27 protein-coding genes are annotated in these 23,270 nt (G+C 67.7%); 9 read left to right on the top strand and 18 right to left on the bottom strand.

The window, feature by feature from the left end; all coding sequences use genetic code 11:
- Positions 1 to 57 precede the first annotated feature (57 nt).
- Both mobA and ACJASC_RS13375 read left to right on the top strand, forming a co-directional pair.
- Positions 58 to 660 carry a molybdenum cofactor guanylyltransferase MobA gene (gene mobA / locus ACJASC_RS13380; RefSeq protein WP_415146470.1) on the top strand — a complete coding sequence of 201 codons (603 nt, stop codon included), beginning with the start codon at positions 58 to 60 and terminating at the stop codon, positions 658 to 660.
- A complete protein-coding gene (locus tag ACJASC_RS13375; protein WP_415146469.1) occupies positions 657 to 1,238 on the top strand; it encodes a GNAT family N-acetyltransferase in 582 nt (193 codons plus the stop codon). The genes mobA and ACJASC_RS13375 overlap by 4 nt, the downstream gene beginning before the upstream one ends.
- A gap of 4 nt (positions 1,239 to 1,242) precedes the next feature.
- Here the strand turns inward: ACJASC_RS13375 and ACJASC_RS13370 are convergent, their stop codons facing one another.
- Both ACJASC_RS13370 and greA read right to left on the bottom strand, forming a co-directional pair.
- Complete coding sequence (locus ACJASC_RS13370; RefSeq protein WP_415146468.1) at positions 1,243 to 2,193, bottom strand: hypothetical protein; 951 nt, start codon at positions 2,191 to 2,193, stop codon at positions 1,243 to 1,245.
- Between the two features lie 28 nt (positions 2,194 to 2,221).
- A complete protein-coding gene (greA, locus tag ACJASC_RS13365) occupies positions 2,222 to 2,692 on the bottom strand; it encodes a transcription elongation factor GreA (RefSeq protein WP_021693667.1) in 471 nt (156 codons plus the stop codon).
- A gap of 243 nt (positions 2,693 to 2,935) precedes the next feature.
- On the opposite strand from greA, the gene ACJASC_RS13360 reads away from it, so the two are divergent.
- The 3 genes from ACJASC_RS13360 (at position 2,936) to ACJASC_RS13350 (ending at position 7,277) form a co-directional block, all read left to right on the top strand.
- Positions 2,936 to 4,606 carry an electron transfer flavoprotein-ubiquinone oxidoreductase gene (locus ACJASC_RS13360; protein WP_415146467.1) on the top strand — a complete coding sequence of 557 codons (1,671 nt, stop codon included), beginning with the start codon at positions 2,936 to 2,938 and terminating at the stop codon, positions 4,604 to 4,606.
- Between the two features lie 167 nt (positions 4,607 to 4,773).
- Complete coding sequence (locus tag ACJASC_RS13355) at positions 4,774 to 6,414, top strand: tetratricopeptide repeat protein (protein WP_415146466.1); 1,641 nt, start codon at positions 4,774 to 4,776, stop codon at positions 6,412 to 6,414.
- Positions 6,415 to 6,416: 2 nt separating this feature from the next.
- A complete protein-coding gene (locus tag ACJASC_RS13350; protein ID WP_415146465.1) occupies positions 6,417 to 7,277 on the top strand; it encodes a 4-(cytidine 5'-diphospho)-2-C-methyl-D-erythritol kinase in 861 nt (286 codons plus the stop codon).
- Between the two features lie 10 nt (positions 7,278 to 7,287).
- On the opposite strand, the gene ACJASC_RS13345 is transcribed toward ACJASC_RS13350, so the two are convergent.
- Positions 7,288 to 8,286 carry a polyprenyl synthetase family protein gene (locus tag ACJASC_RS13345; RefSeq protein ID WP_045319856.1) on the bottom strand — a complete coding sequence of 333 codons (999 nt, stop codon included), beginning with the start codon at positions 8,284 to 8,286 and terminating at the stop codon, positions 7,288 to 7,290.
- Between the two features lie 50 nt (positions 8,287 to 8,336).
- On the opposite strand from ACJASC_RS13345, the gene ACJASC_RS13340 reads away from it, so the two are divergent.
- The 4 genes from ACJASC_RS13340 to ACJASC_RS13325 all read left to right on the top strand — a co-directional run bounded on the left by ACJASC_RS13340 (position 8,337) and on the right by ACJASC_RS13325 (position 10,419).
- A complete protein-coding gene (locus ACJASC_RS13340; RefSeq protein WP_415146464.1) occupies positions 8,337 to 8,552 on the top strand; it encodes a putative signal transducing protein in 216 nt (71 codons plus the stop codon).
- Positions 8,530 to 9,294 (top strand): tRNA1(Val) (adenine(37)-N6)-methyltransferase, encoded by a 765-nt coding sequence (locus tag ACJASC_RS13335; RefSeq protein ID WP_415146463.1) that lies wholly within the window; start codon positions 8,530 to 8,532, stop codon positions 9,292 to 9,294. The genes ACJASC_RS13340 and ACJASC_RS13335 overlap by 23 nt, the downstream gene beginning before the upstream one ends.
- 127 nt (positions 9,295 to 9,421) lie before the next feature.
- Positions 9,422 to 9,589, top strand: coding sequence for a YdcH family protein (locus tag ACJASC_RS13330; protein WP_021693674.1), 168 nt, complete (start codon positions 9,422 to 9,424; stop codon positions 9,587 to 9,589).
- A gap of 212 nt (positions 9,590 to 9,801) precedes the next feature.
- Positions 9,802 to 10,419 (top strand): glutathione S-transferase family protein, encoded by a 618-nt coding sequence (locus ACJASC_RS13325; protein WP_415146462.1) that lies wholly within the window; start codon positions 9,802 to 9,804, stop codon positions 10,417 to 10,419.
- Between the two features lie 47 nt (positions 10,420 to 10,466).
- Here ACJASC_RS13325 and phbB read toward each other — a convergent pair whose 3' ends face one another.
- From phbB to ACJASC_RS13250, 15 genes are all read right to left on the bottom strand, one after another.
- Positions 10,467 to 11,192, bottom strand: a complete 726-nt coding sequence (phbB, locus tag ACJASC_RS13320; RefSeq protein WP_415146461.1) for an acetoacetyl-CoA reductase — start codon at positions 11,190 to 11,192, stop codon at positions 10,467 to 10,469.
- 59 nt (positions 11,193 to 11,251) lie between these two features.
- Entirely contained in the window at positions 11,252 to 12,052 is an 801-nt protein-coding gene (locus ACJASC_RS13315; RefSeq protein WP_415146512.1) for a patatin-like phospholipase family protein, read from the bottom strand.
- Between the two features lie 28 nt (positions 12,053 to 12,080).
- Positions 12,081 to 13,256, bottom strand: coding sequence for an acetyl-CoA C-acetyltransferase (locus ACJASC_RS13310; RefSeq protein WP_021694479.1), 1,176 nt, complete (start codon positions 13,254 to 13,256; stop codon positions 12,081 to 12,083).
- A gap of 73 nt (positions 13,257 to 13,329) precedes the next feature.
- Entirely contained in the window at positions 13,330 to 14,136 is an 807-nt protein-coding gene (locus ACJASC_RS13305; protein ID WP_415146460.1) for an EAL domain-containing protein, read from the bottom strand.
- A gap of 66 nt (positions 14,137 to 14,202) precedes the next feature.
- On the bottom strand, positions 14,203 to 14,643 hold the full coding sequence (locus ACJASC_RS13300; protein ID WP_415146459.1) for a molybdenum cofactor biosynthesis protein MoaE: 441 nt from the start codon (positions 14,641 to 14,643) through the stop codon (positions 14,203 to 14,205).
- A 1-nt stretch (position 14,644) separates the two neighbouring features.
- A complete protein-coding gene (gene moaD / locus ACJASC_RS13295; protein ID WP_021694476.1) occupies positions 14,645 to 14,893 on the bottom strand; it encodes a molybdopterin converting factor subunit 1 in 249 nt (82 codons plus the stop codon).
- Complete coding sequence (gene pgsA, locus ACJASC_RS13290) at positions 14,890 to 15,585, bottom strand: CDP-diacylglycerol--glycerol-3-phosphate 3-phosphatidyltransferase (protein WP_045320084.1); 696 nt, start codon at positions 15,583 to 15,585, stop codon at positions 14,890 to 14,892. Before pgsA ends, moaD begins: the two co-directional genes overlap by 4 nt.
- A 129-nt stretch (positions 15,586 to 15,714) precedes the next feature.
- Positions 15,715 to 17,589 carry an excinuclease ABC subunit UvrC gene (uvrC, locus tag ACJASC_RS13285; protein WP_415146458.1) on the bottom strand — a complete coding sequence of 625 codons (1,875 nt, stop codon included), beginning with the start codon at positions 17,587 to 17,589 and terminating at the stop codon, positions 15,715 to 15,717.
- Positions 17,590 to 17,891: 302 nt separating this feature from the next.
- Positions 17,892 to 18,674, bottom strand: a complete 783-nt coding sequence (locus ACJASC_RS13280; protein WP_415146457.1) for an SDR family oxidoreductase — start codon at positions 18,672 to 18,674, stop codon at positions 17,892 to 17,894.
- On the bottom strand, positions 18,671 to 19,612 hold the full coding sequence (locus tag ACJASC_RS13275) for a calcium/sodium antiporter (protein WP_415146456.1): 942 nt from the start codon (positions 19,610 to 19,612) through the stop codon (positions 18,671 to 18,673). Before ACJASC_RS13275 ends, ACJASC_RS13280 begins: the two co-directional genes overlap by 4 nt.
- Positions 19,612 to 19,791, bottom strand: a complete 180-nt coding sequence (locus ACJASC_RS13270; protein ID WP_415146455.1) for a hypothetical protein — start codon at positions 19,789 to 19,791, stop codon at positions 19,612 to 19,614. The genes ACJASC_RS13275 and ACJASC_RS13270 overlap by 1 nt, the downstream gene beginning before the upstream one ends.
- A gap of 1 nt (position 19,792) precedes the next feature.
- Complete coding sequence (locus ACJASC_RS13265; protein WP_415146454.1) at positions 19,793 to 20,587, bottom strand: S49 family peptidase; 795 nt, start codon at positions 20,585 to 20,587, stop codon at positions 19,793 to 19,795.
- A gap of 37 nt (positions 20,588 to 20,624) precedes the next feature.
- A complete protein-coding gene (locus ACJASC_RS13260) occupies positions 20,625 to 21,386 on the bottom strand; it encodes an ABC transporter permease (protein WP_021694468.1) in 762 nt (253 codons plus the stop codon).
- Entirely contained in the window at positions 21,383 to 22,312 is a 930-nt protein-coding gene (locus tag ACJASC_RS13255; protein ID WP_415146453.1) for an ABC transporter ATP-binding protein, read from the bottom strand. The genes ACJASC_RS13260 and ACJASC_RS13255 overlap by 4 nt, the downstream gene beginning before the upstream one ends.
- 154 nt (positions 22,313 to 22,466) lie before the next feature.
- On the bottom strand, positions 22,467 to 23,216 hold the full coding sequence (locus ACJASC_RS13250; protein WP_415146452.1) for a WecB/TagA/CpsF family glycosyltransferase: 750 nt from the start codon (positions 23,214 to 23,216) through the stop codon (positions 22,467 to 22,469).
- Positions 23,217 to 23,270 lie beyond the last annotated feature (54 nt).

The following is a 23,270-nucleotide window of genomic DNA, read 5'->3' as shown; positions in this document are numbered from 1 at the left end:
GGCCCTGCCGCGACGGCGGGCGCCATGCGAGACCCGAACCCGGCGGGAGCCGAACCGATGCCCGATCCCTTCGATGCGCCACCGGGGATGATCCTCGCGGGCGGGCTGTCGCGCCGGATGGGCGGCGGCGACAAGGGCCTTGTGCCCTTCGCGGGCCGGCCGCTTCTTTCGCATGTCATCGACCGGATGGCGCCGCAGCTTCCTGCCATCGCGCTCAACGCCAATGGCGATCCGGCCCGATTCGCGCGGTTCGGCATCGAGGTCGTGCCGGACCCGGTGCCGGGCCATCCCGGTCCGCTGGCCGGGGTGCTGGCGGCGATGGGCTGGGCCGAAGCGCACGGCGCGCCTTGGGTGATCACCGTGCCCGGCGACACGCCTTGGCTGCCGGGCGATCTCGTGCCGAGACTGATCCTCGCGGGCGAGGCCACGGAGGGCTTCGCCGTGGCCGCCTCCGGCGGTCGGCTGCATCCGGTCTGCGGGCTTTGGCCGGTGCGGCTGCGTGCGACGCTCGCCGCCGATCTCGCGGCGGGGGCGCGGCGGATCGGCGATTGGGCGCTGTTGCAAGGTGCGGCCCGAACGGAATTTCCGACCGGCTGGCCAGACCCCTTCGCCAATCTCAACACGCCTGCCGATTTCGATCCGCCCGGAGCGGTGGGGTGAAGATCTCCCATGGCTTTTCGGAGAGCGAACGCGCGCAGATCGCGGCGCTCTACTGGGAAGCGTTCGGAGCCAAGCTGGGCCGGGTCCTCGGGCCGCGCCCCCACGCGCTGCGCTTCCTCGCCGCCGCTCTCGATCCGGCCCATGCGCTTTGCGCGCGCGCGCCCGACGGCACGCTGCTCGGGGTGGCCGGGTTCAAGACCGCGCGCGGGGCGCTGGTAATGGGCGGGCGGCGTGAGATGCGCGCGGCCTACGGCATTTTGGGCGCGGCGTGGCGCGGCGGGCTGCTGGCGCTGCTTGACAGTGACGTGGACAACCGCCGCTTTCTTATCGACGGGATCTTCGTGGCGCCCGAAACGCGCGGGCGCGGCGTCGGCTCGCGGCTGATCGAGGCGCTGGCGCAGGAGGCACGTTCCGGCGGCTACCGCGAGATCCGGCTGGAGGTGATCGACGAGAACCTGCGCGCCCGCGCGCTCTACGAGCGGCGCGGCTTTCGTGCCGTGGGCCGTCGGCCGCTCGGGGTGCTGCGCGTCGTCTTCGGGTTTCGCGCGGCGACGACGATGGTCCGTCGCCTCGGCTGATCCTTTAGGAAAAGTTGCCTGCCGCCGCCCCGAGCAGCCGGAAGGCGCGCCCGGTGCGGGTCTCGGCCAGAAGCGCGATCTCCTCGTCCTGCGCGCCGTCGCAATAGTCGTCGAGCATCCGGTCGAACAGCCGCAGGAAATGCTGCGACGTGTCGCGAAAGATCGTGTCCTTGCCCATCCGCGCCGCCGCGACCTCGGCCATGCCGTCGGCGTCGAGCCCGATCGCCAGCGGAGCGAGCGGCTCCCCTCTCTCGCCGCGCGCCAGCGCGCGCCAGGCCTCCGCCGGCGCGGGCGGCGGCGCGAGATCGTCCATGTAGATGCCGTCCTGGCTCAGAAGCGTCAGCACGTCCTGGCTCGCCTGGATGAGCTGGCGCGCGCGGGTGTCGCGCAGCGCCGCGCGCAGGGCGGCGAAGCCTTCGAGATCCAGATCGCTGTCGGGAAAGTTCAGCGCCCGCGCCATCTCGGCCCGGCCCAGCATGGGCGGCGGCGGTGCGGGGGTGGGCTCGGGCATCTCGGCCTCGGCTTCGGGCGCAGGCTCGGGGCGCATCACACCGAACCCCGCCAGCGCCGTTTCGGTCTGCCGCGCGGCGCGTTCGATCCCCGCGAGGCGGCGGTCAAGCTCGGCGGGCAGGCCGCCGCCGCGCGCCTGCGTGCGCAGGCTGCGCTGCAAGGTCTGGATCTCGGCCCTGAGGCGGTGCGATTCCTCGCGCGCGCTGCGCGATGCGTGGCTCGCGAACAGCCCGATCCAGATCAGCGCCACCGGCACCACGACGACCAGCACCGGCCCCACCAGCGATTGGCCGCCAAGCGCCATGGCCAGCCCCGCGATCACCGCCCAGCCGAGGCTCGCCCCGGCGGCGATACGCTCAGCCCGGCCCATCAGCTCCCACGGCGCGCCAGCGGGCTCCGGCCGGGCCTCGGGGACCTCCGGGATGATGTCGGAATCGTCGCTCATGCCGTCCGCCCTTGCCGCGCCTGCGGCCTCAAGAATAGCTGACGCTCAGGATCTCGTAGGACTTCTCGCCACCCGGCGTGCGCACCTCGACGCTGTCGCCTTCATCCTTGCCGATCAACGCGCGCGCCAGCGGCGACTTGATGTTGAGACGTCCCGCCTCGATGTCGGCCTCGTATTCGCCGACGATCTGATAGGTCTTTTCCTCGTCGGTGTCCTCGTCGACGAGCTTGACCGTGGCCCCGAACTTGATGGAGCCCTTCATCTTCGACGGGTCGATCACGTCGGCAAGGCCGATCACCCCCTCGAGTTCCTTGATCCGGCCCTCGATGAAGCTCTGCTTTTCCTTGGCGGAATGATACTCGGCGTTCTCCGAGAGGTCGCCATGCGCGCGCGCCTCCGAGATCGCCGCGATGATCGCCGGGCGCTCGACCGATTTCAGGTGCTTGAGCTCCGCGTCGATCTTGGTGAAACCGGCGCGCGTCAGCGGGATCTTTTCCATATTCTCTAGCCTTTCCCCCGTGCGGGGCCGTGCAACACCGGACGTTCTAACCCCGTGGGGCGGCCCGAAGTCAAGCCCGCCCCCGAGCGCCCGCGCCGCCGCGAGGCAATGCGCGATCGCGGCGGCGCGCGGGCAATCGTCGTCAGGGCCGCTTCGGGGAGCGTGGCGCGGGGTTGCAATTGTGCGTGCGCGGCGCATGCGATAGCCATTGGTCCGGAGCAGGAGAGCCAGCAGGGATCCGACATGACCGACACCGCGAGCCAGATTCAGGACAAGCCCGAGCGCGAGGCGATGGAATACGACGTGGTGATCGTCGGCGCGGGGCCGGCGGGCCTCTCGGCGGCGATCCGCCTAAAGCAGCTCGACCCCGAGATCTCGGTGGTGGTGCTGGAGAAGGGCTCCGAGGTCGGCGCCCACATCCTGTCGGGCGCCGTTCTCGACCCGTGCGGCCTCGACCGGCTGCTGCCCGACTGGCGCGAGATGGGCGCGCCGATCACTGTGCCCGTGCGCGAGGATCGCTTCTACATGCTGGGCGAAGGCGGATCGGTCCGCATCCCCAACATCGCGATGCCGCCGCTGATGAACAACCATGGCAACTACATCGTCTCGCTGGGCAATGTCTGTCGGTGGATGGCCGAAAAGGCCGAGGAGCTGGGCGTCGAGGTGTTTCCGGGCATGTCGTGCTCGGAAATCGTCTGGGGCGAGGATGGCTGCGTCGCGGGCGTGGTCGCGGGTGAGTTCGGCCGCAACCCCGACGGCACGCCGGGGCCGGGCTACGAGCCGGGCATGGAGCTTTTGGGCAAATACGTTTTCCTCGGCGAGGGTGTGCGCGGGTCGCTGTCCAAGCAGGTGATCGAACGCTTCGCCCTCTCGGAAGGCCGCGAGCCGCAGAAATACGGCCTCGGCATGAAGGAGATCTGGGAGATCGACCCGGCCAAGCATTCCGAAGGCCGCGTCGTGCACACCATGGGCTGGCCTCTCGAGAAGAACGCGGGCGGCGGGTCGTTCATCTACCACCTCGACAACAATCAGGTCTATGTCGGCTTCGTGGTACATCTGGGCTACGCCAACCCCTATCTGCGCCCCTATCAGGAGTTCCAGCGCTTCAAGCACCATCCCATGGTGGCCGAGCTGCTCAAGGGTGGCAAACGCGTGGCCTATGGCGCGCGCGCGATCACCGAGGGCGGCTGGCAGTCGCTTCCGAAGACCGCCTTCCCGGGCGGCGTGCTTCTGGGCTGCGCGGCGGGCATGGTCAACGTGCCGCGCATCAAGGGCAACCACAACGCCATGCTGTCGGGCATCCACGCCGCCGAGGCCGCCCATGAGGCGATGTCCGCAGGCCGCACGGGTGACGTCCTCGAAAGCTATGACGCGGCGGTACGCGAGGGCGCGATCGGTCGCGACCTCAAAAAGGTGCGCAACGTGAAGCCGATCTGGTCGCGCTGGGGGCTGACCGCCTCGATGGCGCTGGGCGGCTTCGACATGTGGACCAACACCTTGGGCTTCTCGCTTCTGGGCACGCTGGGCCATGGAAAATCCGACGCCGAGGCGACGGAACCGGCGAAGGATCACGCTGAGATCGTCTATCCCAAGCCCGACGGCGTGCTGAGCTTCGACCGGCTGACCAGCGTCAGCTTCTCGGGAACCAATCACGAGGAAAGCCAGCCCTGCCATCTCAAGCTCAAGGACCCGAGCATCCCCATCGACCGCAACCTGCCAGTCTATGCCGAGCCGGCGCAGCGCTACTGCCCGGCAGGGGTCTACGAGGTGGTCGAGAAAGATGACGGGCCGGAGTTCGTGATCAACTTCCAGAACTGCGTTCACTGCAAGACCTGCGACATCAAGGACCCCAGCCAGAACATCGTCTGGACGGTGCCGCAGGGCGGTGACGGGCCGAACTACCCGAATATGTGATCGCGGATATCCGCCTGCCGTCGGGAACCCAAGTTGCGCGATCACGTTGCGTTCACTAGCGTGCCCGCCAATGTGATGACCGGAACGGCAGGAGCAGAACGATGGTGACTCGAAACCTGCGGGTCTTGGCCGTTATGGCCGGACTCGTCGCGGTCCATTTGGGCCCCGTGTCGGCAACCGCACAGAGCCGACAGACCGATGCGGGACCTTATCTCGCCGCTCGCGCCGCCGCCGCCGCACAGGATTACGAGGCCGCCGTCGACTGGTTTCAGACCGCTCTCGGAGCAGATCCGCGCAATCCGGATCTGCTCGAAGGCGCGATCGCCGGGCTTCTCGCCACTGGGGAAATCAACGAGGCCCTGCCATTGGCCGAGCGTCTGCGCGAGATCGAGACGCGCAGCCAGATCGCCGACATGGTGCTGCAGATCGACGCGGCGCGGCGCGGCGATTGGGACATGATCTTCGCGCTTCTGGAGGAAGGTCGCGGCGTCGGGCCGCTGATCGACGGGCTGACCCGCGCTTGGGCCCGGCTCGGAGAGGGTCGCATGGACCTCGCGCTCTCGGCTTTCGACGAGGTGATCGAAACCCCCGGCCTGCGCGGCTTCGGCCTCTATCACAAGGCGCTGGCCTTGGCCGTGGCGGGCGATTTCGCCGCCGCCGACGACATCTTTGGGGCCGCACCGAGCAACGGCCTGCCGGTCACCCGCCCGGTCGTCACCGCCCACGCGCAAATTTTGCAACAGCTCGATCGGCACGAGGATGCGCTGGCGCTTCTCGATCAGGCCGGACGGGGTGATCCGATCCTCGAGGCGCTGCGTGCCCGGATCGCGACGACGCCGCAGCCGGAATGGAGCTTCGTCACCAATGCCGTCGAGGGCCTCGCGGATCTCTACATCACCGTCGCGGGCGCTCTGGGTGACGAGCTGCCCGGCTCCTTCGCGCTGCTTTACGCCCGCGCGGCGCTGGCGCTCGACCCCGACCGGGTCGAGGGGTTGCTGACGACGGCCAATCTTCTGGAACAGACCGGGCGGCTCGATCTGGCGCAGGCGGCCTATGCGCGCGTGCCCAAGGACGATCCCGCATATGTCTCCGCCGAGTTGGGCCGCGCCGAGGTGCTGCGCCGGTCCGGTGAGCCGGCTCGCGCGCTCGAGGTGCTCGAACAGCTGACGCGCACGGCCCCCGACCTGCCGGGCGTGCGGATCGCGATCGGTGATCTGCACCGGGCACAGGGTGAGGATGCCGCCGCCGAGACCGCCTATGGCGAGGCGATCCGTCTCACCGGGGAAAACGCCGCCTGGTGGCTCTACTACATGCGCGGCATTGCGCGGCACGCACAGAACGATTGGCCCGGAGCCGAGGCCGATTTCCGCGACGCCCTCGTGGTCGATCCCGACCGCGCCGAAGTGCTCAACTTCCTCGGCTATTCGCTGGTCGAGCGGAGCCAAGCGCTGGACGAGGCGCTCGACATGATCGAGCGGGCGGTGCGCGCCCAGCCTGCCAACGGCGCCATCGTCGACAGCCTCGGCTGGGCCCAGTTCAAGCTTGGCCGCTACGAGGAGGCGGTAGGACATCTCGAACGCGCCGCCGAGCTGGAGCCGGTGGACCCGATCGTCAACGACCATCTGGGCGACGGCTACTGGGCGGTGGGGCGGTTCATCGAGGCGCGGTTCCAGTGGCAGCGCGCCTTGTCCTTCGATCCCGCACCGGATGAGGCCGAGCGGATCCGTGCCAAGCTTGAAAAAGGACTCGACGCGGTGATCACCGACGAGGGTGGAACGCCGCTCCAGCAGGTCGCGCAGGGCGACTGATCATGGCGCTCGACAAGGGATTGGCCCCGGCCAAGATCAATTTCGCATTGCATGTCACCGGGCTTCGGGCGGGGGGCTATCACCTGCTCGACAGCCTCGTGGCGTTCGCCGGCGTCGGAGATCAGCTCACCGCCCTACCCGCCACAGATCTGACGCTCGAGGTGACGGGGCCGTTTTCCTCCGGCGTGCCGGTGGATGAGAGCAACAGCGTGCTGCGCGCGGCCCGGGCGCTGCAGGCGGCGCGTAGCGTCACGCAGGGCGCGCGAATCAAGCTCACCAAGACGCTGCCCCATGCCGCCGGAATCGGCAGCGGCTCCTCCGACGCGGCCGCGGCGCTGCGGCTGCTGTCGCAGGTCTGGGGGGTCGAGAATTTCGCCCCCGGCGACGCCGAGGTGCTGGAGTTGGGCGCGGATGTGCCGGTCTGCCTGAACGCGCCTCTGCCGACTCGGATGACCGGCATCGGCGAGACCTTGACGGCGGTGCCCGCCCTGCCCTCCTGCGGTCTGGTGCTGGTCAATCCCGGCGTCGAGGTGCCGACGGGCCGGGTCTTCGACAAGCTGGAGCGTTCGGACAATCCGGGCATGGCGGAACTGCCGGACCGCCTCGATTACGAGGGGTTCCTCGAATGGCTCCGAACCCAGCGCAACGATCTGCAGGCTCCGGCCGAGGCGATCGCGCCGGAGATCGCCCGCGCACTCAAGCGGCTGCGCGCCATGCCCGGCGTCGATCTCGCGCTGATGTCGGGCTCTGGCGCGACCTGCATCGGCCTGACCCGCGACATGGGCCGCGCGCGGCAGGTCGCCCGCGCGATCCAGCTGTCGGAAATGGGCTGGTGGGTCGCGCCTGCGCCGCTGCTCAGCTGATCCGTTCGACTCAGCTGATCCGTTCGACCACGTAGCTCGCCAGATCCTCGAGCATGTCGCCCAAGGGATGGCGCGGCAGTTCGCGCAGGCTCTGGCGCGCCCGCTCGGCCCAGTCGAGCGCGGTCTGGCGCGTGCTTTCCAACGCGCCGTGCCGCGAAAGGATCGCCTGCGCCTGCTCCAGATCGCCGTCCTCGACGCGGCCCTTGCCGATGGTGCGGGCCCAGAAGGCGCGCTCGTCGACATCGGCCTGCGCCAGCGCCCGGATCACCGGCAGCGTCAGCTTGCCCTCGCGCAGGTCGTCGCCAAGCGCCTTGCCGATCGCCGCCGTGCCGCCGTAATCGAGCAGGTCGTCGACGATCTGGAAGGCGATGCCGAGCGCGTCGCCATAGGCGCGCAGCGCCGCGACATGCGGCTCTGGTGCGCCGGCGATGATGCCGCCCACCTCGGTGGCCGCCGAGAACAGCGCCGCGGTCTTGCCGCGCACCACCCGCAGATAGGTTGCCTCGGTGGTCGCGAGGTTGCGCGCCGCCGTGAGCTGCAGCACCTCGCCCTCGGCGATGGTGGCCGAGGCGTTGGCGAGGATGCCCAGCACCCGCAACGAGCCGGTCTCGACCATCACTTGGAACGAACGCGCGAAGAGATAGTCGCCGACCAGCACCGATGAGGTATTGTCCCACAGCAGGTTCGCCGTCGGGCGGCCGCGCCGCTGCTTGCTGTCGTCGACCACGTCGTCATGCAGCAATGTCGCGGTGTGGATGAACTCCACCGTCGCGGCGAGATGCACATGGTAGGGTCCGTCATAGCCGCATAGCCGTGCCGCGGCGAGGGTCAGCATCGGGCGCAGCCGCTTGCCGCCCGCCTCGACCAGATGCGCCGTCACCTCCGGGATGCGCGGCGCGTGCTCCGAGGCCATGCGCTCGCGGATCATCGCGTTCACGGCCTGCATGTCGCCCGAAAGGGCCTGCGCGAGGCGATCGTGCGGCTTGGCGGTGGAAGTGGCAAGATCCATGGGCGGCGGTCTTCTCGACAAGGGCGCCGAAACGCCCTAGCTGGTTGCGGATGAAAGAGCTTTTGCGCAGCAATGACCCGACGGTCTTCGCCTTTGCCACCGCCCTTCTGAACGGCGAGGGTATAGACTGCTTCGAGTGGGACGTAAACACGAGCATCCTCGAAGGATCGATCGGCATCCTGCCTCGCCGCCTGATGGTGCGCGACGCGGATCATGCCGCCGCCGAACGTACGATGCGCGACAATGACATTGATCTGGGCCGATGACGACCTGACCCGCGACGCCTTTCTCGGCGGGCGGGTGACGCTGTTGCAGCCTCGGCGCGGCTATCGGGCGGGCACCGACCCCGTCCTGCTCGCCGCCTCGGTCGAGGCCGAGCCGGGCCAGAGCGTGCTCGAACTTGGATGCGGCGCGGGGGCGGCGATGCTCTGTCTTGCCGCGCGGGTGCCGGGCCTCGATTTGTGGGGGGTGGAGATCCAACCTGGCTATGCCGATCTGGCACGTCGCAATGCCGGGCTGAACGACGCCCGCGTCACGGTCCACACCGCCGACCTTCGCGCCCTGCCGCCCGAGATCAAGGCGCGCCGTTTCGATCACCTCATCGCCAATCCGCCCTATTTCGATCGGGCCCGGTCACGCCCCGCCCCCGATCCCGCCAAGGAGACCGCATTCGGCGCGCCCGTGTCGCTGGCGGTTTGGATCGACGCCATGGCGCGACGGGTCGCGCCGTTGGGACGGCTGACCCTGATCCAGAAGGCCGACCGCCTGCCCGAGATCGTCGCGGCGCTGCATGGGCGCATGGGCGGCCTCGCGGTGCAGCCGCTGGTGTCGCGCAAGGGACGCGACGCCGAGAGGGTGATCGTCACCGCGCGCCAGAGCGGGCGGGCCGCCTTTCGACTCGCCGCGCCATTGGTGCTTCATGAGGGCGAGCGGCACCTGTCGGATGCAGGCGATTTCACCCCGGAGGCAGAGGTCATTTTCCGTCATGGAGGAAAATTGCGCATCTAGCACAACTAGCGGCGCAAGATTTCGCCGATCCTGCACAAAAAGGACGAATGCGTCGCATCTCTCAGGTGACAGAATTGTAAAACCGTGCTCGACTGAACTCGTCGCAACCAGACACAGGAGACAGCCTATGAGCCTGACATCGCATCTGGAAGAACTGCGCAGGAAACACCAGTCGCTCTCGCAGGAGGTGGAGATGGCGCAAAGGGCGCCCGCCACCAGCGACTTCGAAATCGCTCAGATGAAGAAGCGTAAGCTCATGCTGAAGGAAGAGATCGCGCGACTCAGCCCACATTAGAAGGAACGGATGCCGGGACATGATCCCGGCTCTCCCCACCGAAGTGGCACGGTCAAGAACAGTGCCCCCTTCGTCCAAGGCGTCTGCCGCATCCGCGTCAGGCGCCTTTTTCATGAATTCGGTACAGAGTTCCTGCTGGCCCCGGCGCGTGGGCTCTGCTCCGTGTCGTGCAACAGATCACGGCCCGAATCGGGCACAGTGGGAGCCGGACCATGCCGGATATCGAACTCTACGGTCACCCGGAGTCGGGACATGCCTGCAAGGTGGCGCTAGCGCTTGGGCTGGCAGGCCTCGCTCACCGGGTCCACCGCGTCGACATCTGGGCCGCCCCCGCGACGCGCCCGGCCGCGTTCCTCGCGGCCAACCCCGCCGCAGAGGTGCCGGTCCTTATCCTCGACGGGGCGGCGCATGTTCAGTCGGGGGCGATCCTGCTCGAGATCGCCGGCCGATTCGCCTGCCTCGGCGGCGAGAGCGCCGAAGGGATGCGGCGGGCGCGCGAACTGGTGATCTGGGAGGCGAACCGCATCGGCATGTGCCTGCCACAGCTCAAGGAAGCGCAAAGGCCCGGCGGTGAGGTTTTCGCCCCCGACGTGTTGGACTGGTTGCGCATGCGTTTTGCCGCGGATGCCCGGCGGTTCGACCTGCTGCTCGGTGACACTACCTTCCTTCACGGCGACAGACCGGGCGTGGGCGACTGCGCGGTCTGGGGCTATGCACAATGGCTCGATGCAGCCGGGGTCATGCCGACGCCTTCGATGGCGGGTTGGCTCGGCCGGATGCGGGGTCTGGACGCCATGCGGAGCCCGGAGGCGTTCTTTCCGGCCCCCTGAGGCCCTTGGCGGGTCCGGGCAGACGGCTTGCCGTCTGCCCGATGGGCTCAGGCGAGGTACTGGCCGCCATTGGCGGAAAGCGTCGATCCGGTGACGAAACCCGCCTGTTCGGAAGCAAGGAACACCACGCAGCGCGCGATCTCCTCGGGCTCGCCCAAGCGGCCCACGGGGATCTGTGGAAGGATCACCTCGTTCATGACTTTTTCAGGAATGGTGCTCATCATCTCGGTGTTGATGTAGCCCGGGCAGATCGCGTTCACCGTGATGCCGGCGCGCGCGCCCTCCTGCGACAGGGCCTTGGTGAAACCGATGTCGCCGGCCTTGGCGGCGGCATAGTTGGCCTGCGCGAATTGGCCCTTCTGCCCGTTGATCGAGGAGATGTTGATGATACGGCCGAACTTGCGCTCGCGCAGGCCGGGCCAGACGCAATGCGTCATGTTGAACAACCCGGTGAGGTTGGTGTCGATCACCTCGCGCCACTGCTGCGGCGTCATCTTGTGGAACGGTGCGTCGCGGGTGATGCCCGCGTTGTTCACGAGGATCTCGACCGGGCCATGCTCGGCTTCGACCTGAGAGATGCCCGCCTTGCAGGCCTCGTAATCGCCCACGTCCCACTTGTAGGTGGCGATGCCGGTCTCATCGGTAAAGGCCGCTGCCTTTTCGTCGTTGCCCGCATAGGTTGCGACGACGTTGTAGCCCTCCGCCTTTAGGGCCTTGGAAATGGCGGCGCCGATACCGCGGCTGCCCCCCGTCACGAGTGCCGTTCTTGCCATCTCTGCTCTCTCCCTCACATGCAGTTCAGCCTGTCTCGACAGTCTCGCATCACGCAGGGTCAAACAAGCCCAACCTCGTTGCAAAAGGCCTCGGCGTCGCGTGCGCCCTGCTCCCAAGTACGGCGCAGCTTGCCCGGATCGGTGAAATCGATCTTGTCGGCGGGAGTTTCTTCGGAGGGCATCACGTAGCGCCGCCCCGGCACATTCGGCAACTTGCGGTAGCGCCGGGTGAGCAGCACCAGGGTTTCGCCCTCGTTGGGCTCGGGCATCGGGGCCTGATCGGCCATGCCGCCGTCAACGACCGGGCGCCCGTCCCAATCGGGCGGCTCGAACACCGGGGGGATCACCGCCGCGGCACAGACCAGATCGACGAGCCGCCCCTCGCGCGCAGCGGCGTTCGCATCCACCAGGCTGACCTCAAGACCCAGCTTGTTTGCCCAAGAGAAATGCGGCGAATTGATCAGGTGCAGTTCGGCCTCATAGGCCAGCGCCGCGGCGACGCCGCTGATCTTGGGCAGGCCCCCGGCGGGCGGGTGCGCGATCAGGATCTGGGTTCGCGGCCCATGCGCGACGGCCCGGGCCGCCGCCTCGTCGAGCACCTTCGAGACGACCTTGCAATAGATCCGTTGGTGCGGGCTGATATCGCCCGCCTTGCGGTCGAAGAGGTTGCTGTCCTGCTCCTCGAAGGCCGCGCACATCGCATCGAGCAGTTTGCGTTCGCGGTCCGCGACATGGGCCGCGGCCGACAAGGCCCCCCCCGAGACGCCGCAGATGCGTTCGGGCGCGATCTCGGCGCGCTGGCCGAGCCTCTCCATGAAGCCGCCTTGCCAGAAGCAGCGCAGACCGCCCCCTGAAAACACGAGTTGTCGGGGGGCGGTCCAGGTCACGTCAGTCGCGCTCGATGCACAGGGCGACGCCCATGCCGCCGCCGATGCATAGCGTGGCAAGGCCCTTCTTTGCGTCCCGGCGCTGCATCTCGTGCAGCAGCGTCACGAGAACGCGGCAGCCCGAGGCGCCGATCGGGTGACCGATGGCGATGGCGCCGCCGTTCACGTTCACCTTGGCCGGGTCCCAGCCCATTTCCTTGTTCACCGCAAGCGCCTGCGCGGCGAAAGCCTCGTTCGCCTCGATCAGGTCCAGATCGTCGACCGACCAGCCAGCCTTTTCAAGCGCCTTCTTCGACGCATAGATCGGGCCTTCGCCCATGAAGGCCGGATCGAGACCGGCGGTGGCATAGGCAGCGATGCGGCCCAGCGGCGTGATGCCCCGGCGGTTCGCCTCATCGACCGACATCAGCAGCGTCGCGGCGGCACCGTCGTTGAGGCCCGAGGCGTTGGCCGCCGTGACCGTACCGTCCTTGGAGAAGGCCGGACGCAGCTTGGCCATGGCGTCGATGGTGGCGCCGTGGCGGATGTATTCATCGGCGTCGGTGACGATATCGCCCTTGCGGGTCTTGACGGTGAAGGGGACGATCTCGTCCTTAAAGCGACCTGCCTTCTGGGCCTCCTCGGCCTTGTTCTGCGATGCGACGGCGAACTCGTCCTGCATCTCACGGGTGATCTGGTGACGGCCCGCCACGTTCTCGGCGGTGGTGCCCATGTGGTAGTCGTTGAACGCGTCCCACAGGCCGTCCTTGATCATCGTGTCGGTGAGCTTGATGTCGCCCATCTTCTGGCCCTGCCGCAGCGTCTGGGCGTGCGGGGCTAGAGACATGCTCTCCTGACCGCCGGCGCAGATGATCGAGGCATCGCCGAGCTGGATATGCTGGGCGCCGAGCGCCACGGCACGCAGGCCCGAGCCGCAGACCTGGTTGAGGCCCCAGGCGGCGGCCTCCTGCGGCAGGCCCGCGATAATGTGCGCTTGGCGGGCGGGGTTCTGGCCCTGTGCGGCGGTCAGCACCTGACCCAGAATGGTTTCGCTCACCTCGGCCTTGTCGACACCGGCGCGGCTGACGACCTCTTCGAGCACGGTTGCGCCAAGCTGATGCGCGGGGGTGTTGGCGAAGGCGCCGCCGAAGCTGCCCACCGCGGTGCGGGCGGCCGAGGCGATAACGACATTGGTCATGAAACTCTCCCTGACAAAGGGGGCGGCACGCGCCGGAACCCCGGATCGGGGGTGAGCCTACCAGCCTTTGCCGTCAGGGCAACGGCATTCGGGCGGCTGGTCCGGGCGCACGGGCGGGGCGGCCCCAGAGATAGCCCTGCAGGCAATTCACACCGAGCCCGGCGAGCGTCTTCGCCTCGGCCTCGGTCTCGATCCCGCAGGCGACATGCGCCATGCCGAACTGCCGTGCCACGGCGACGAGCGCGCCGCAGAGCACCTGGTTGTCGGGATCTTCATCGATGCCGCGTACGAAATGCGCATCGATCTTGACGAGGTCGAATAGAAAGTCGCGCAGGTACCGGAACGCGGTCTGTCCTGCACCGAATTCATCGAGCGCGAATCCCACCCCGCGCGGCCGCATCTCGGCCATGAAGCGGCAGACCACCTCGGGCAGCGTCATCGCCGAGGTTTCGGAGATTTCGAGGATCAGTCGCTCCCCGATGCCGGGTCCGCGCGCCAGCCCGTCCTCGAGCGCGCGCCGCCAACGCCCGTCGCCGATCGATCGGGCCGACATGTTGATCGAAAGCCTGAGCGCGGGGTTGCGGCGCAGCGCCTCGAGCCCTTCGCGCAATGAGGCGCGATCGAGATCGCGGCCCAGCGCCGTGTCCTCCACGCCGGGCAGGAAGTGTCGCGCCGGGAGCCGCCGCCCGGCATGATCGCGCAGTCGGATCAGCCCCTCGTGAAAGGCGATGTCACCGGTTCTGGTCACGATGACAGGCTGATAGGCCAGTTCGGTGCGCCGCTCGGCCAAGGCTTCGCGCACGAGGCGGGGGGCATCGGCGAGGTCGAGGGCCTGGGCATGGGCAAAGGGATCGGTCGGTTGATCAGGCTCGGGCGGCATGAAAACCCCTGTCTGAGGGTGATCGCGCAACCATGCGCCACCCGCCCTAAGACGAGGTGAATGCCCCTACCAACGCAATAGCGCGTCCTCGTCCTCGGGTGTCGCCTCGACCCAATGCGCGCCTGACCGCGTCACCTCCTTCTTCCAGAAGGGGGCGCGCGACTTGAGGTAGTCCATCAGGTATTCGGCCGCCTCGAAGGCGGCGCGGCGATGCGCGGCCGCGGTGGCCACCATCATGATCGGCTGACCCAATGGCAGCGCGCCGTGACGGTGGATCACCAGGAGATCGGCAAGACCCCAGCGCGCCTTGGCCGTCTCGGCAATCGCGGTGATCGCGGATTCGGTCATGCCGGGATAATGCTCGATCTCCATCCGGATCAGCCCGCCCTCGGGGTCGCGCACGATGCCGGTAAAGCTCACCACCGCACCGACCTCGTGACGGCCATGGCTGAAGGCGTCGAGTTCGGCGCCCGCGTCGAACGGCCCTTCCTGCACGCGAATCTGCATCTCAGCCCCCGGTCATCGGCGGAAAGAACGCGACCTCGCGCACGCCCGCGAGGGGCGCGTCGAACTCCGACAGTTCCTGATCGAGCGCCACGCGCAAAGCCGCGACATCCGAGAACGCCGCAGCATAACGCTCCTCGCGGGCGCACAGCTCCTCGACCAGATCGGCAACGGTGGCGGCTTCGGTCTCGATCCGCTCGCGGGGCAGGCCGATGCGCTCGCGCACCCAGGCAAAATAGACGATGTCGATCATGGCGCACGGCTCCGGCCCGGCGCAGGTGCAGGCGCCTCGCGCAGGAACGGCAGCGCCTTGGCGAAATAATCCCACCCGGTCATCAGGGTCAGCACCGCCGCGATCCACAAAAGCACGATCCCCGCCCACCAGCTTATGATCATTCCCCAGTATTTCCAGACAAGTCCGACCTCGTCCGGCGTGCCACCCGACAGAACCGAATCGATCATGGTCTCATCCATGCCGAAGCTCTCCATGACGAAGTAATGCTCGAAGGCCCCGGTGGAAAACAACACGGCGATGGCGACCATCTGCGCCGTGGTCTTCCACTTGGCGAGCTTGGTCACCTTCAACAGCCCCGCCTTGGCTCCGAGGAACTCGCGCAGACCCGAAACGAAGACCTCGCGGAACAGGATCAGCGTGGCGGGCAACAGGATCCACGGATTCATGCCCGAGAAACCGGTAATGACCAGAAGCGCGATGATCACCATCGCCTTGTCGGCGATCGGATCGAGCATCGCGCCGAACTTCGATTCCTGTTTCCAGGCGCGGGCGAGGTAGCCGTCGAGAAAATCGGTCACGGCGGCGGTGACGAAAAGCACCAGCGCGAACCAGTCGGCCCATGGTCGGGCAAAGAACAAAAACATCACTGCGACGCCGGGAGCGGCGAGGAGGCGAAGAACGGTGAGGATGTTGGGCAAGGTCCATGTCATGCACCAGAGATAGCGCGGCGCCCCCGGTCTTGCCAGAGCCAGCGTCCACCCTGCGCCCTGCCCACCCCGCATCGACCGGCGGTCCGCCTCGGGCGGGAGTGTTTTCAGAGCAAAGTGGCCCGCCCGGCCTCAGCCGTGTTCGTGGAAGTGACCGTAGATCTTTTCGGCGAGGCTTTCGGAAATCCCCTGCACGGCCTTGAGATCGGCAAGGTTGGCGCGGCTCACCGCCTTGGCCGAGCCGAAATGTGCCAGAAGGGCGCGTTTGCGCGTGGCACCCACGCCCGCGATCTCGTCGAGCGGCGTCGCGCCCACGGCTTTGGACCGCTTGGCGCGGTGGGTGCCGATGGCAAAACGGTGCGCCTCGTCCCGCAGGCGCTGCACGAAGTAGAGCACCGGGTCGTTTCTGGGCAGTGCAAAGGGCCGCAGGCCGGTGCGGTGGAACTCCTCCTTGCCGTGATCGCGGTCGACGCCCTTGGCGACGCCGATCATCGCCACGTCGTCGACGCCCAGTTCGTCGAGAATCTCCTGCACCGCGCTCACCTGCCCCGCACCGCCATCGATGAGCAGAAGATCGGGCCAGGACGGGCTCTCGCGGTTCGGATCCTCCTTGAGGAGCCGCGAGAAGCGGCGCGTCAGCACCTCCTTCATCATGCCAAAATCGTCGCCCGGCGTGATCTCGGTGCCCTTGATGTTGAACTTGCGGTACTGGCTCTTCTCGAAGCCCTCGGGCCCCGCGACGATCATCCCGCCCACCGCGTCGGTGCCCATGATGTGGGAGTTGTCGTAGACTTCGATCCGGCGCGGGGCCTCGTCGAGGCCGAAGGCTTCGGCCAGACCGCGCAGCAGCCGTCCTTGGGTTGCCGTCTCGCTCATCTTGCGGGCCAGGCTCTCGCGTGCGTTGCGCTGCGCGCCCTCGACCAGCTCGGCCTTTTCGCCGCGCTGGGGCACGATCACCTCGACCTTGCGACCGAGTTTGTCCGACAGCGCCGTGGCCATCAGCTCGGGATCGTCGAGCCCGTGGCTCAGGATCAACTGACGCGGCGGTTCTCGGTCGGAGTAGAACTGGCCCACGAAGGCCTGCATGACCTCGGAGGGGTCCTCCTCGCCCGAAACGCGCGGATAATAGTCGCGGTTGCCCCAGTTCTGGTTACCGCGGATGAAGAAGACCTGCACGCAGGCCTGCCCACCCTCGACATGGAGCGCGATCACGTCGGCCTCGGAGACGCTCCGCGGATTGATGCCCTGCGCGGTCTGCACCTGCGTCAGCGCCCGGATCCGGTCGCGCAAGGCGGCGGCGCGTTCGAACTCCATCGCCTCGCTGGCCTCGGCCATCTGGCGGCCCAGCACCTCCTGCACCTGCGTCGACTTGCCCGACAGAAAACGCACCGCGTCCTCGACCGAGCGCGCATAATCCTCGCGGCTGATCTCGCCGGTGCAGGGCGCCGAACAGCGCTTGATCTGGTGCAGCAGACAGGGGCGCGTGCGGCCCTCGAACACCGAATCCGTGCAGTTGCGCAGCAGGAACGCGCGCTGCAGCTGGTTCAGCGTGCGGTTCACGGCGCCCGCGCTGGCGAAGGGACCGAAGAACTGCCCCTCGCCCTTGCGGGCGCCGCGATGCTTGCCGATCTGCGGGAAATCATGCGCCGAGATGTGGATGTTCGGGAAGGACTTGTCGTCGCGCAAAAGCACGTTGTAGCGCGGCTTGAGTTGCTTGATGAGGTTCTGCTCCAGAAGCAGCGCCTCGGTCTCGGTCCGCGTGGTGAGGAACATCATCGACGCGGTTTCGCGGATCATCCGCGCGATCCGGCCCGAATGGCCCGTGGGCCGGGCATAGCTCGACACACGAGCGCGCAGGTTGCGCGCCTTGCCGACATAGAGCACCCGGCTTTCGGCATCGAGCATCCGGTAGACCCCCGGCGAACCGTCGATCAGCCGCAGCTGCGAACGGATCAGCTCGTGGCCGGTGAGAGGGGCATCGGGCGTGGCGGTCTGGGTGTCGGTCATGCGGTCCATATCGGGATCAGGCGCTGGCCCTGCAATCTAGTTATCCCCGCGCCTCATGCAAAGCTGTCCACTGTTTCTGGGGATAAGGATGTGGGCAGGGCCGGGACGGCAGGGATTTCTTGTGGATAGTCAGCGGGTTGATAAGTTTGCCCGCCTTTTAGGCACATCCCATCCCCCTGTTTTCCCTACGCAAACCGCCTCGGATCGCAAAGATTTCATCCCGGCGCTCCTCCGGGACAGATTGCGCACAGCCCCGGTGGACAATCGAGTGGATGAGCCGGTGCCCGAGGCTGCGCGCGGAATCAGTTGTGGCCTTGGATATCCGGGGTCTGCCAGCCTAGATGCTGGCCGCCATCGACGCATAGAAGCTGCCCCGTGACGCCGGGCGCGTCGAGGAAATAGCCCAGCGCCGCGCAGATATCCTCGGGGTTGGAGCCGCGCTCCAGCACCGTGTTGGCGCGCTGGGCCGCGTAATGCGCGTCGGACTGGTTCGCGCCCTGCAGCGTCGGGCCGGGGCCGATGGCGTTGACCCGAAGCCGTGGCGCCAGCGCCTGCGCCGCCGTGCGGGTAAAGGCCCACAGCCCCATCTTGGCGATGGTGTAGGACATGAAATCGGGCGTGAGCTTGCGCACCCTCTGGTCGATGATGTTGACCACGAGCCCCTGCGCCACGGGCTCGCCACGCGCGTCATGGGCGGGCGCTGTGATGCCTTCGGCCACCTTTTGCGTCAGCACCACGGGGGCGCGCAGGTTGCTTTCCATGGCGCGGTCCCAGCTCTCGCGGGTGCCGCTCTCGATGCTGTCATACTCGAAGATCGAGGCCGAGTTGACGAGGCAGGTGATCGGCCCGCCCAGAGCCTCGACCGCGCGCGGAATGAGCCCCTGCACCGCGGCCTCATCGAGCAGGTCCGCACCAAGGGCATGGGCCTCGCGGCCCATGGCGCGGATCTCGGCCACAACCTCTTCGGCCGGGTCCTGCGAGGTGTTGTAATGGACGATCACGTCAAAGCCGCGACGGCCCAGATCGAGCGCCATGGCGCGGCCCAGCCGCGCGCCGGCACCGGTGACGAGCGCACGCGCCCTCATACCAGCACCATCGCGCCGTAGCCGACATAGAGCGCGGTCAGCACCACGCCCCAGCCGCGCGTCACGTCGCGCCCCATATAGACGAAGGGCACCAGCAGCAGCGAGGCCGCCAGCATCACCCAAAGATCGAAGCCCATGACGTCGGAGGCCACCGGGATCGGCCCGACGAGGCTCGCCACGCCGATGATGCCCAGCAGGTTGAACATGTTGGAGCCGATCACGTTGCCCATCGCCACGTCGGCCTCGCGCCGGATGGCGGCCATGACGGTGGTGGCCAGCTCGGGCAGCGAGGTGCCGATGGCGACGAGGGTCAGGCCGATCGCGGTGTCGGAAATGCCGAAGGTCTCGGCGATCGATACCGCGCCGGTTACCAGAAGATCGGCCCCCACGGGCAGGCCGATGACACCGGCCAGAAGATAGGCCGCGACCTTCCAGCCGCGCATCTTCGGGTCCGCGCCCTCGACCTCTTCTTCCGTCGTGCCGCCGTTGCGGTGCTTGTGCGCCACCCGCGCGGCATAAAGCAGCATCGCCGTCAGCGCCGCCAGCAGCACCAGCCCCGCGCCCCAGCTCAGCACCCCGGTGAAGGCCAGCGCCATGAACAGCGCCGTGGCCGCCATCATCTGCAAAAAGCTAGACCGCGTGTCGGAGCCGCCGCTGGCGTGCAGCGTGGTGATCAGCGCCGGGATGCCGAGGACCAGAAGCACGTTGGCGACGTTGGAGCCCACGACATTGCCCAGCGCGAGGCCCGGCGTGCCCTTGAGGATCGCGTCGATGGAGACCAGAAGCTCAGGCGCGGAGGTGCCGAAAGCCACGACCGTGAGCGACACGATCAGCGCCGGTATCCCCAGGCGCAGAGCGAGGTTCACCGCCCCCTTCACCAGCGCATCCCCCGCGAAGACGAGGAGCACGAGCCCCGCCGCCACCATCAGCCAGTCCATCAGATCTTGTCCTTTCCGCAGGGGCAAGGCCCCTTGCCTATCCTCGGTCGCCCGCAGGCGACGCAGCGGCCCCGGCCGAGCAGCCCCTTGGGTCCGCCCGGCTTGGGAAGCCGCAATTTTCCGAACATGGCAAGCACGATCATGCCTACCAGAAACAGGGTGACGATCTTGATCAGCATCTCAAAGACCGAAGCGGGCGAAGCTTGCGCGCTCTTCGATGGCGCCCATCGTCTCGCCCGCCAGAGCCGCGCCGATGCGGCTCAGGAGCGGCCGGCGCTTGGCATAGCGTCGCAGGCGCATCTTGTCGCCGAAACGCGCCTCGAGCACCGGCACCAGATGCCCGATCCCGTCGGCGAGGCCCTTTTCGACCGCGCGCGTGCCGATCCAGATCTCTCCGGTGAAAAGATCCGGGTCGTCGGTGAGCTTCGCGCCGCGCCGGCTCTTCACATGATCGATGAAGTAGTCATGCATCTCGCCGAGCCAGCGTTCGAGCCGCGCCACGTCTTCCGGGTTCTGGGGACGGAACGGGTCGAGGAAACTCTTGGATTTCCCGGCGGTGTGCACGCGGCGCTCGACGCCATGGCGCTCAAGGAATTCATGCGCGCCGAAGCCCGCCGAGATCACGCCGATCGAGCCCATGATCGAGCCACGATCGACGAAGATCTCGTCGGCGGCGCTGGCCAGCCAGTAGCCGCCCGACGCCGCCACGTCCTCGACGAAGGCGATGACGGGCACGCTCTTTTCCTCCGACAGCCGCCGGATGCGCGCGGCGATCAGCGCCGATTGCACCGGCGAGCCGCCGGGCGAGTTGATCTCGATGGCGACGGCGGCGGGCTTGCCGCGCTTGAATGCTCTTTCGATCATCGCGGCGGTGCCCGCATCATCGAGACCGCGGCCGCCCGCGCCGATGGCGCCCTGCAGGCGGATGACCGAAACGACGGGGCCCTTGGGGCGGAACGGCAGCCAATTCATCATGGCTGACATCTAGGCCCCGCACGATCCCATCACAAGGTCAGGAGCGGATGCGCCAGCCGGTGCGGAAGATGAGCCAGATGATCCCGAGGCAGATCGCCGTGAACAGGCTGATCGCGGCGAGGCTCACGCCGATCGACACGTCGGCCTGCCCGAAGAAGGACCAGCGGAAGCCCGAGATCAGATACACCACAGGGTTGAACCGGGTGACGATCTGCCATGCCGGAGGCAGCATCGAAATCGAGTAGAAGCTGCCGCCCAAGAACACCAGCGGCGTGATGACCAGCAGCGGGATCAGCTGCAACTGCTCGAAGTTCTTGGCCCAGATGCCGATGATGAAGCCCAGAAGCGAGAAGCTGATGCAGGTCAGCAGCAGGAAGGACAGCATTGCCAGAGGGTGCAGTATCGTGAAATCCACGAAGAGGAACGAGGTGCCCAGAATCACGAGGCCGATGAACAGCGCCTTGGTCGCCGCCGCCCCGACGAAGCCGAGCGTCACCTCCAGAAAGCTGATCGGTGCGGAGAGGTATTCGTACATCGTGCCGATGAACTTCGGGAAATAGATCGCGAAGCTGGCATTCGAGGTGGCCTGCGTCATCACCGAGAGCATGATCAGTCCCGGGATGATGAAGGCGGCGTAATCCACCCCCTCGACCTGATCCATGCGGCTGCCGATGGCCGAGCCGAAGACCACGAAGTAGAGCGAGGTCGAGATGACGGGCGAGATGAAGCTCTGCAGCAGGGTGCGGAAGAAGCGGGCCATCTCGGCCTTGTAGATCGCGGATATGGCGCCGAGATTCATGCCGCGTCCTCCTTCACGAGATCGACGAAGATCTCCTCGAGACTGGAATTGCTGGTGGAGAGGTCCGCCAGTTGCAGCCCAGCCGCGTGGATATCGGCCAGAAGCGCGGTGATGCCGGTGCGCTCGGCGCGGGTGTCGTAGGTGTAGATCAAGGCCGATCCGTCCTCGGCCCGCACAAGGCCCTCGCGCCTGAGCGATTCGGGCAACTCCGAGACGGGTTCGGTCAGCTCGATCCGAAGTTCCTTGCGCCCGAGACGGGCCATCAGGTCCTCGGTGCGCTCGACCAGCATGATCCGGCCCTTGGAGATGACGCCGATCCGGTCGGCGATGGCTTCGGCCTCCTCGATGTAATGCGTGGTGAGGATGATGGTTACCCCCTCCTCGCGCAGCCGCGCGACCACGCGCCACATGTCGCGGCGCAGTTCCACGTCGACGCCCGCCGTCGGCTCGTCGAGGAACAGCACGCGGGGGCCATGGCTCAGCGCCTTGGCGATCAGCACCCGGCGCTTCATGCCGCCCGACAGCTCCATCACCTTGGCGTCGCGCTTTTCCCACAGCGACAGGTCGCGCAGCAGCCGCTCCAGATAGGCATCGTCGCGGGGACGGTCGAACAGCCCGCGAGTAAAGCGCACGTTGTTCCAAACGGTCGAAAATGGTTCGAGCGAGATTTCCTGCGGCACGAGGCCGATCATGTCGCGGGCGCGGCGCCAGTCGCGCACCACGTCGTGGCCGCCCACCTCGACCGTGCCGCCAGATGGCATGGTGATGCCGCAGACGGTGGAGATCAGCGTGGTCTTGCCGGCACCGTTGGGGCCGAGCAGCGCGATGATCTCGCCTTCCTCGATATCGAGCGACACGTGGTCGAGGGCGGTGAATCCGCCCGAATAGGTCTTGGTCAGGTCACGGACCGACACGATGGGGGGCATCTTGGGCGCCTTTGCTGGGGATCGCGGCGAAGATAGCCGTGGCCCGCCCTCCGCGAAACCCCGCCCACCCCGCGATCTTGGCGCGTCACTGCACAGGTCAGCTGCACCGGGCGGTTGCACAGGCCGGTTGCACGGGGGCGATCCCGCGAACCGATCAGCTCCGCATCCGCCACGCCCGAAGCGCATGGCCCGGCAGGATCGCGGCGCAGCGCGCGTAGCGCCCGGCGAGACGCCTAGGGTCCGAACCCGCACGCCACAGCCATTCGAGCGCCAGCCTGCGCACGAGGCGCGGCGCACGCTGCTGCGTACCCGCTAGGAAATCGAGCCCCGCGCCGATCGACACGAAGCCCAGCTCGGGCTGCAGAGCCCGGCCCCGCGCGGCGAGCCGCTCCTGCTTGGGCGCGCCCAGCGCGAGGAAGACGAGGCCCGTGCCGCTCTCGGCCACGGCGTCGAGGGCAGCGCGCGCCTCGGCGCCATCGGGGTCGAAGCCCATCGGCGGCGCGATCCGCGCCACGACCCGAAGCCCCGGCACGAGCCGTTCCAGGGCATGGGCCGCGCGCGCGAGGCTGTTCTCGGTGCCGCCGATGAAGGCCAGCGCCACGCCCTGCGCCGCCGCCTCGCGCGCCAGCGGCACGACGAGGTCGGAGCCGGGCAGAAGCGCCACCTCGCGGCCCGCCAGCCGCGACAGCCAGACCACCGGGTTGCCGTCGGCGGTCACCAGATCCTGCGCCTCATAGGCGGCGCGGAACCCTGCGTCGTGACGCAGCTTCACGAGGTGATCGAGATTGAGCGTCGCCAGCGCGAAGCCCTTCCTTTGTCGCAGCCGCGCCGCCACTTCGGCGATGAGCGCCGCGCGATCGGTCATGTTGACCCGCACCCGGCCCGCTCCGTGATCGAACTCCATTCTCCGTTCCCCGTGTCGCACCGGCCCCTTGGCGAGAGCCGCGGGCTGGAATAG

The organism is Limimaricola cinnabarinus (genome assembly GCF_047631075.1).
GTDB classification, from domain to species: domain Bacteria; phylum Pseudomonadota; class Alphaproteobacteria; order Rhodobacterales; family Rhodobacteraceae; genus Limimaricola; species Limimaricola cinnabarinus.
This window is presented reverse-complemented; position numbering and strand designations above follow the sequence as displayed.

Bases quoted from the DNA above. Each gene is read 5' to 3' on its own strand.
- mobA (WP_415146470.1), top strand. From the start codon at position 58: ATGCCCGATCCCTTCGATGCGCCACCGGGGATGATCCTCGCGGGCGGG.
- ACJASC_RS13370 (WP_415146468.1), bottom strand. From the start codon at position 2,193: ATGAGCGACGATTCCGACATCATCCCGGAGGTCCCCGAGGCCCGGCCG.
- greA (WP_021693667.1), bottom strand. From the start codon at position 2,692: ATGGAAAAGATCCCGCTGACGCGCGCCGGTTTCACCAAGATCGACGCG.
- ACJASC_RS13360 (WP_415146467.1), top strand. From the start codon at position 2,936: ATGACCGACACCGCGAGCCAGATTCAGGACAAGCCCGAGCGCGAGGCG.
- ACJASC_RS13350 (WP_415146465.1), top strand. From the start codon at position 6,417: ATGGCGCTCGACAAGGGATTGGCCCCGGCCAAGATCAATTTCGCATTG.
- ACJASC_RS13345 (WP_045319856.1), bottom strand. From the start codon at position 8,286: ATGGATCTTGCCACTTCCACCGCCAAGCCGCACGATCGCCTCGCGCAG.
- ACJASC_RS13340 (WP_415146464.1), top strand. From the start codon at position 8,337: ATGAAAGAGCTTTTGCGCAGCAATGACCCGACGGTCTTCGCCTTTGCC.
- ACJASC_RS13335 (WP_415146463.1), top strand. From the start codon at position 8,530: ATGACATTGATCTGGGCCGATGACGACCTGACCCGCGACGCCTTTCTC.
- ACJASC_RS13330 (WP_021693674.1), top strand. From the start codon at position 9,422: ATGAGCCTGACATCGCATCTGGAAGAACTGCGCAGGAAACACCAGTCG.
- ACJASC_RS13325 (WP_415146462.1), top strand. From the start codon at position 9,802: ATGCCGGATATCGAACTCTACGGTCACCCGGAGTCGGGACATGCCTGC.
- phbB (WP_415146461.1), bottom strand. From the start codon at position 11,192: ATGGCAAGAACGGCACTCGTGACGGGGGGCAGCCGCGGTATCGGCGCC.
- ACJASC_RS13310 (WP_021694479.1), bottom strand. From the start codon at position 13,256: ATGACCAATGTCGTTATCGCCTCGGCCGCCCGCACCGCGGTGGGCAGC.
- ACJASC_RS13305 (WP_415146460.1), bottom strand. From the start codon at position 14,136: ATGCCGCCCGAGCCTGATCAACCGACCGATCCCTTTGCCCATGCCCAG.
- ACJASC_RS13300 (WP_415146459.1), bottom strand. From the start codon at position 14,643: ATGCAGATTCGCGTGCAGGAAGGGCCGTTCGACGCGGGCGCCGAACTC.
- moaD (WP_021694476.1), bottom strand. From the start codon at position 14,893: ATGATCGACATCGTCTATTTTGCCTGGGTGCGCGAGCGCATCGGCCTG.
- pgsA (WP_045320084.1), bottom strand. From the start codon at position 15,585: ATGACATGGACCTTGCCCAACATCCTCACCGTTCTTCGCCTCCTCGCC.
- uvrC (WP_415146458.1), bottom strand. From the start codon at position 17,589: ATGACCGACACCCAGACCGCCACGCCCGATGCCCCTCTCACCGGCCAC.
- ACJASC_RS13280 (WP_415146457.1), bottom strand. From the start codon at position 18,674: ATGAGGGCGCGTGCGCTCGTCACCGGTGCCGGCGCGCGGCTGGGCCGC.
- ACJASC_RS13275 (WP_415146456.1), bottom strand. From the start codon at position 19,612: ATGGACTGGCTGATGGTGGCGGCGGGGCTCGTGCTCCTCGTCTTCGCG.
- ACJASC_RS13270 (WP_415146455.1), bottom strand. From the start codon at position 19,791: ATGCTGATCAAGATCGTCACCCTGTTTCTGGTAGGCATGATCGTGCTT.
- ACJASC_RS13265 (WP_415146454.1), bottom strand. From the start codon at position 20,587: ATGATGAATTGGCTGCCGTTCCGCCCCAAGGGCCCCGTCGTTTCGGTC.
- ACJASC_RS13260 (WP_021694468.1), bottom strand. From the start codon at position 21,386: ATGAATCTCGGCGCCATATCCGCGATCTACAAGGCCGAGATGGCCCGC.
- ACJASC_RS13255 (WP_415146453.1), bottom strand. From the start codon at position 22,312: ATGCCCCCCATCGTGTCGGTCCGTGACCTGACCAAGACCTATTCGGGC.
- ACJASC_RS13250 (WP_415146452.1), bottom strand. From the start codon at position 23,216: ATGGAGTTCGATCACGGAGCGGGCCGGGTGCGGGTCAACATGACCGAT.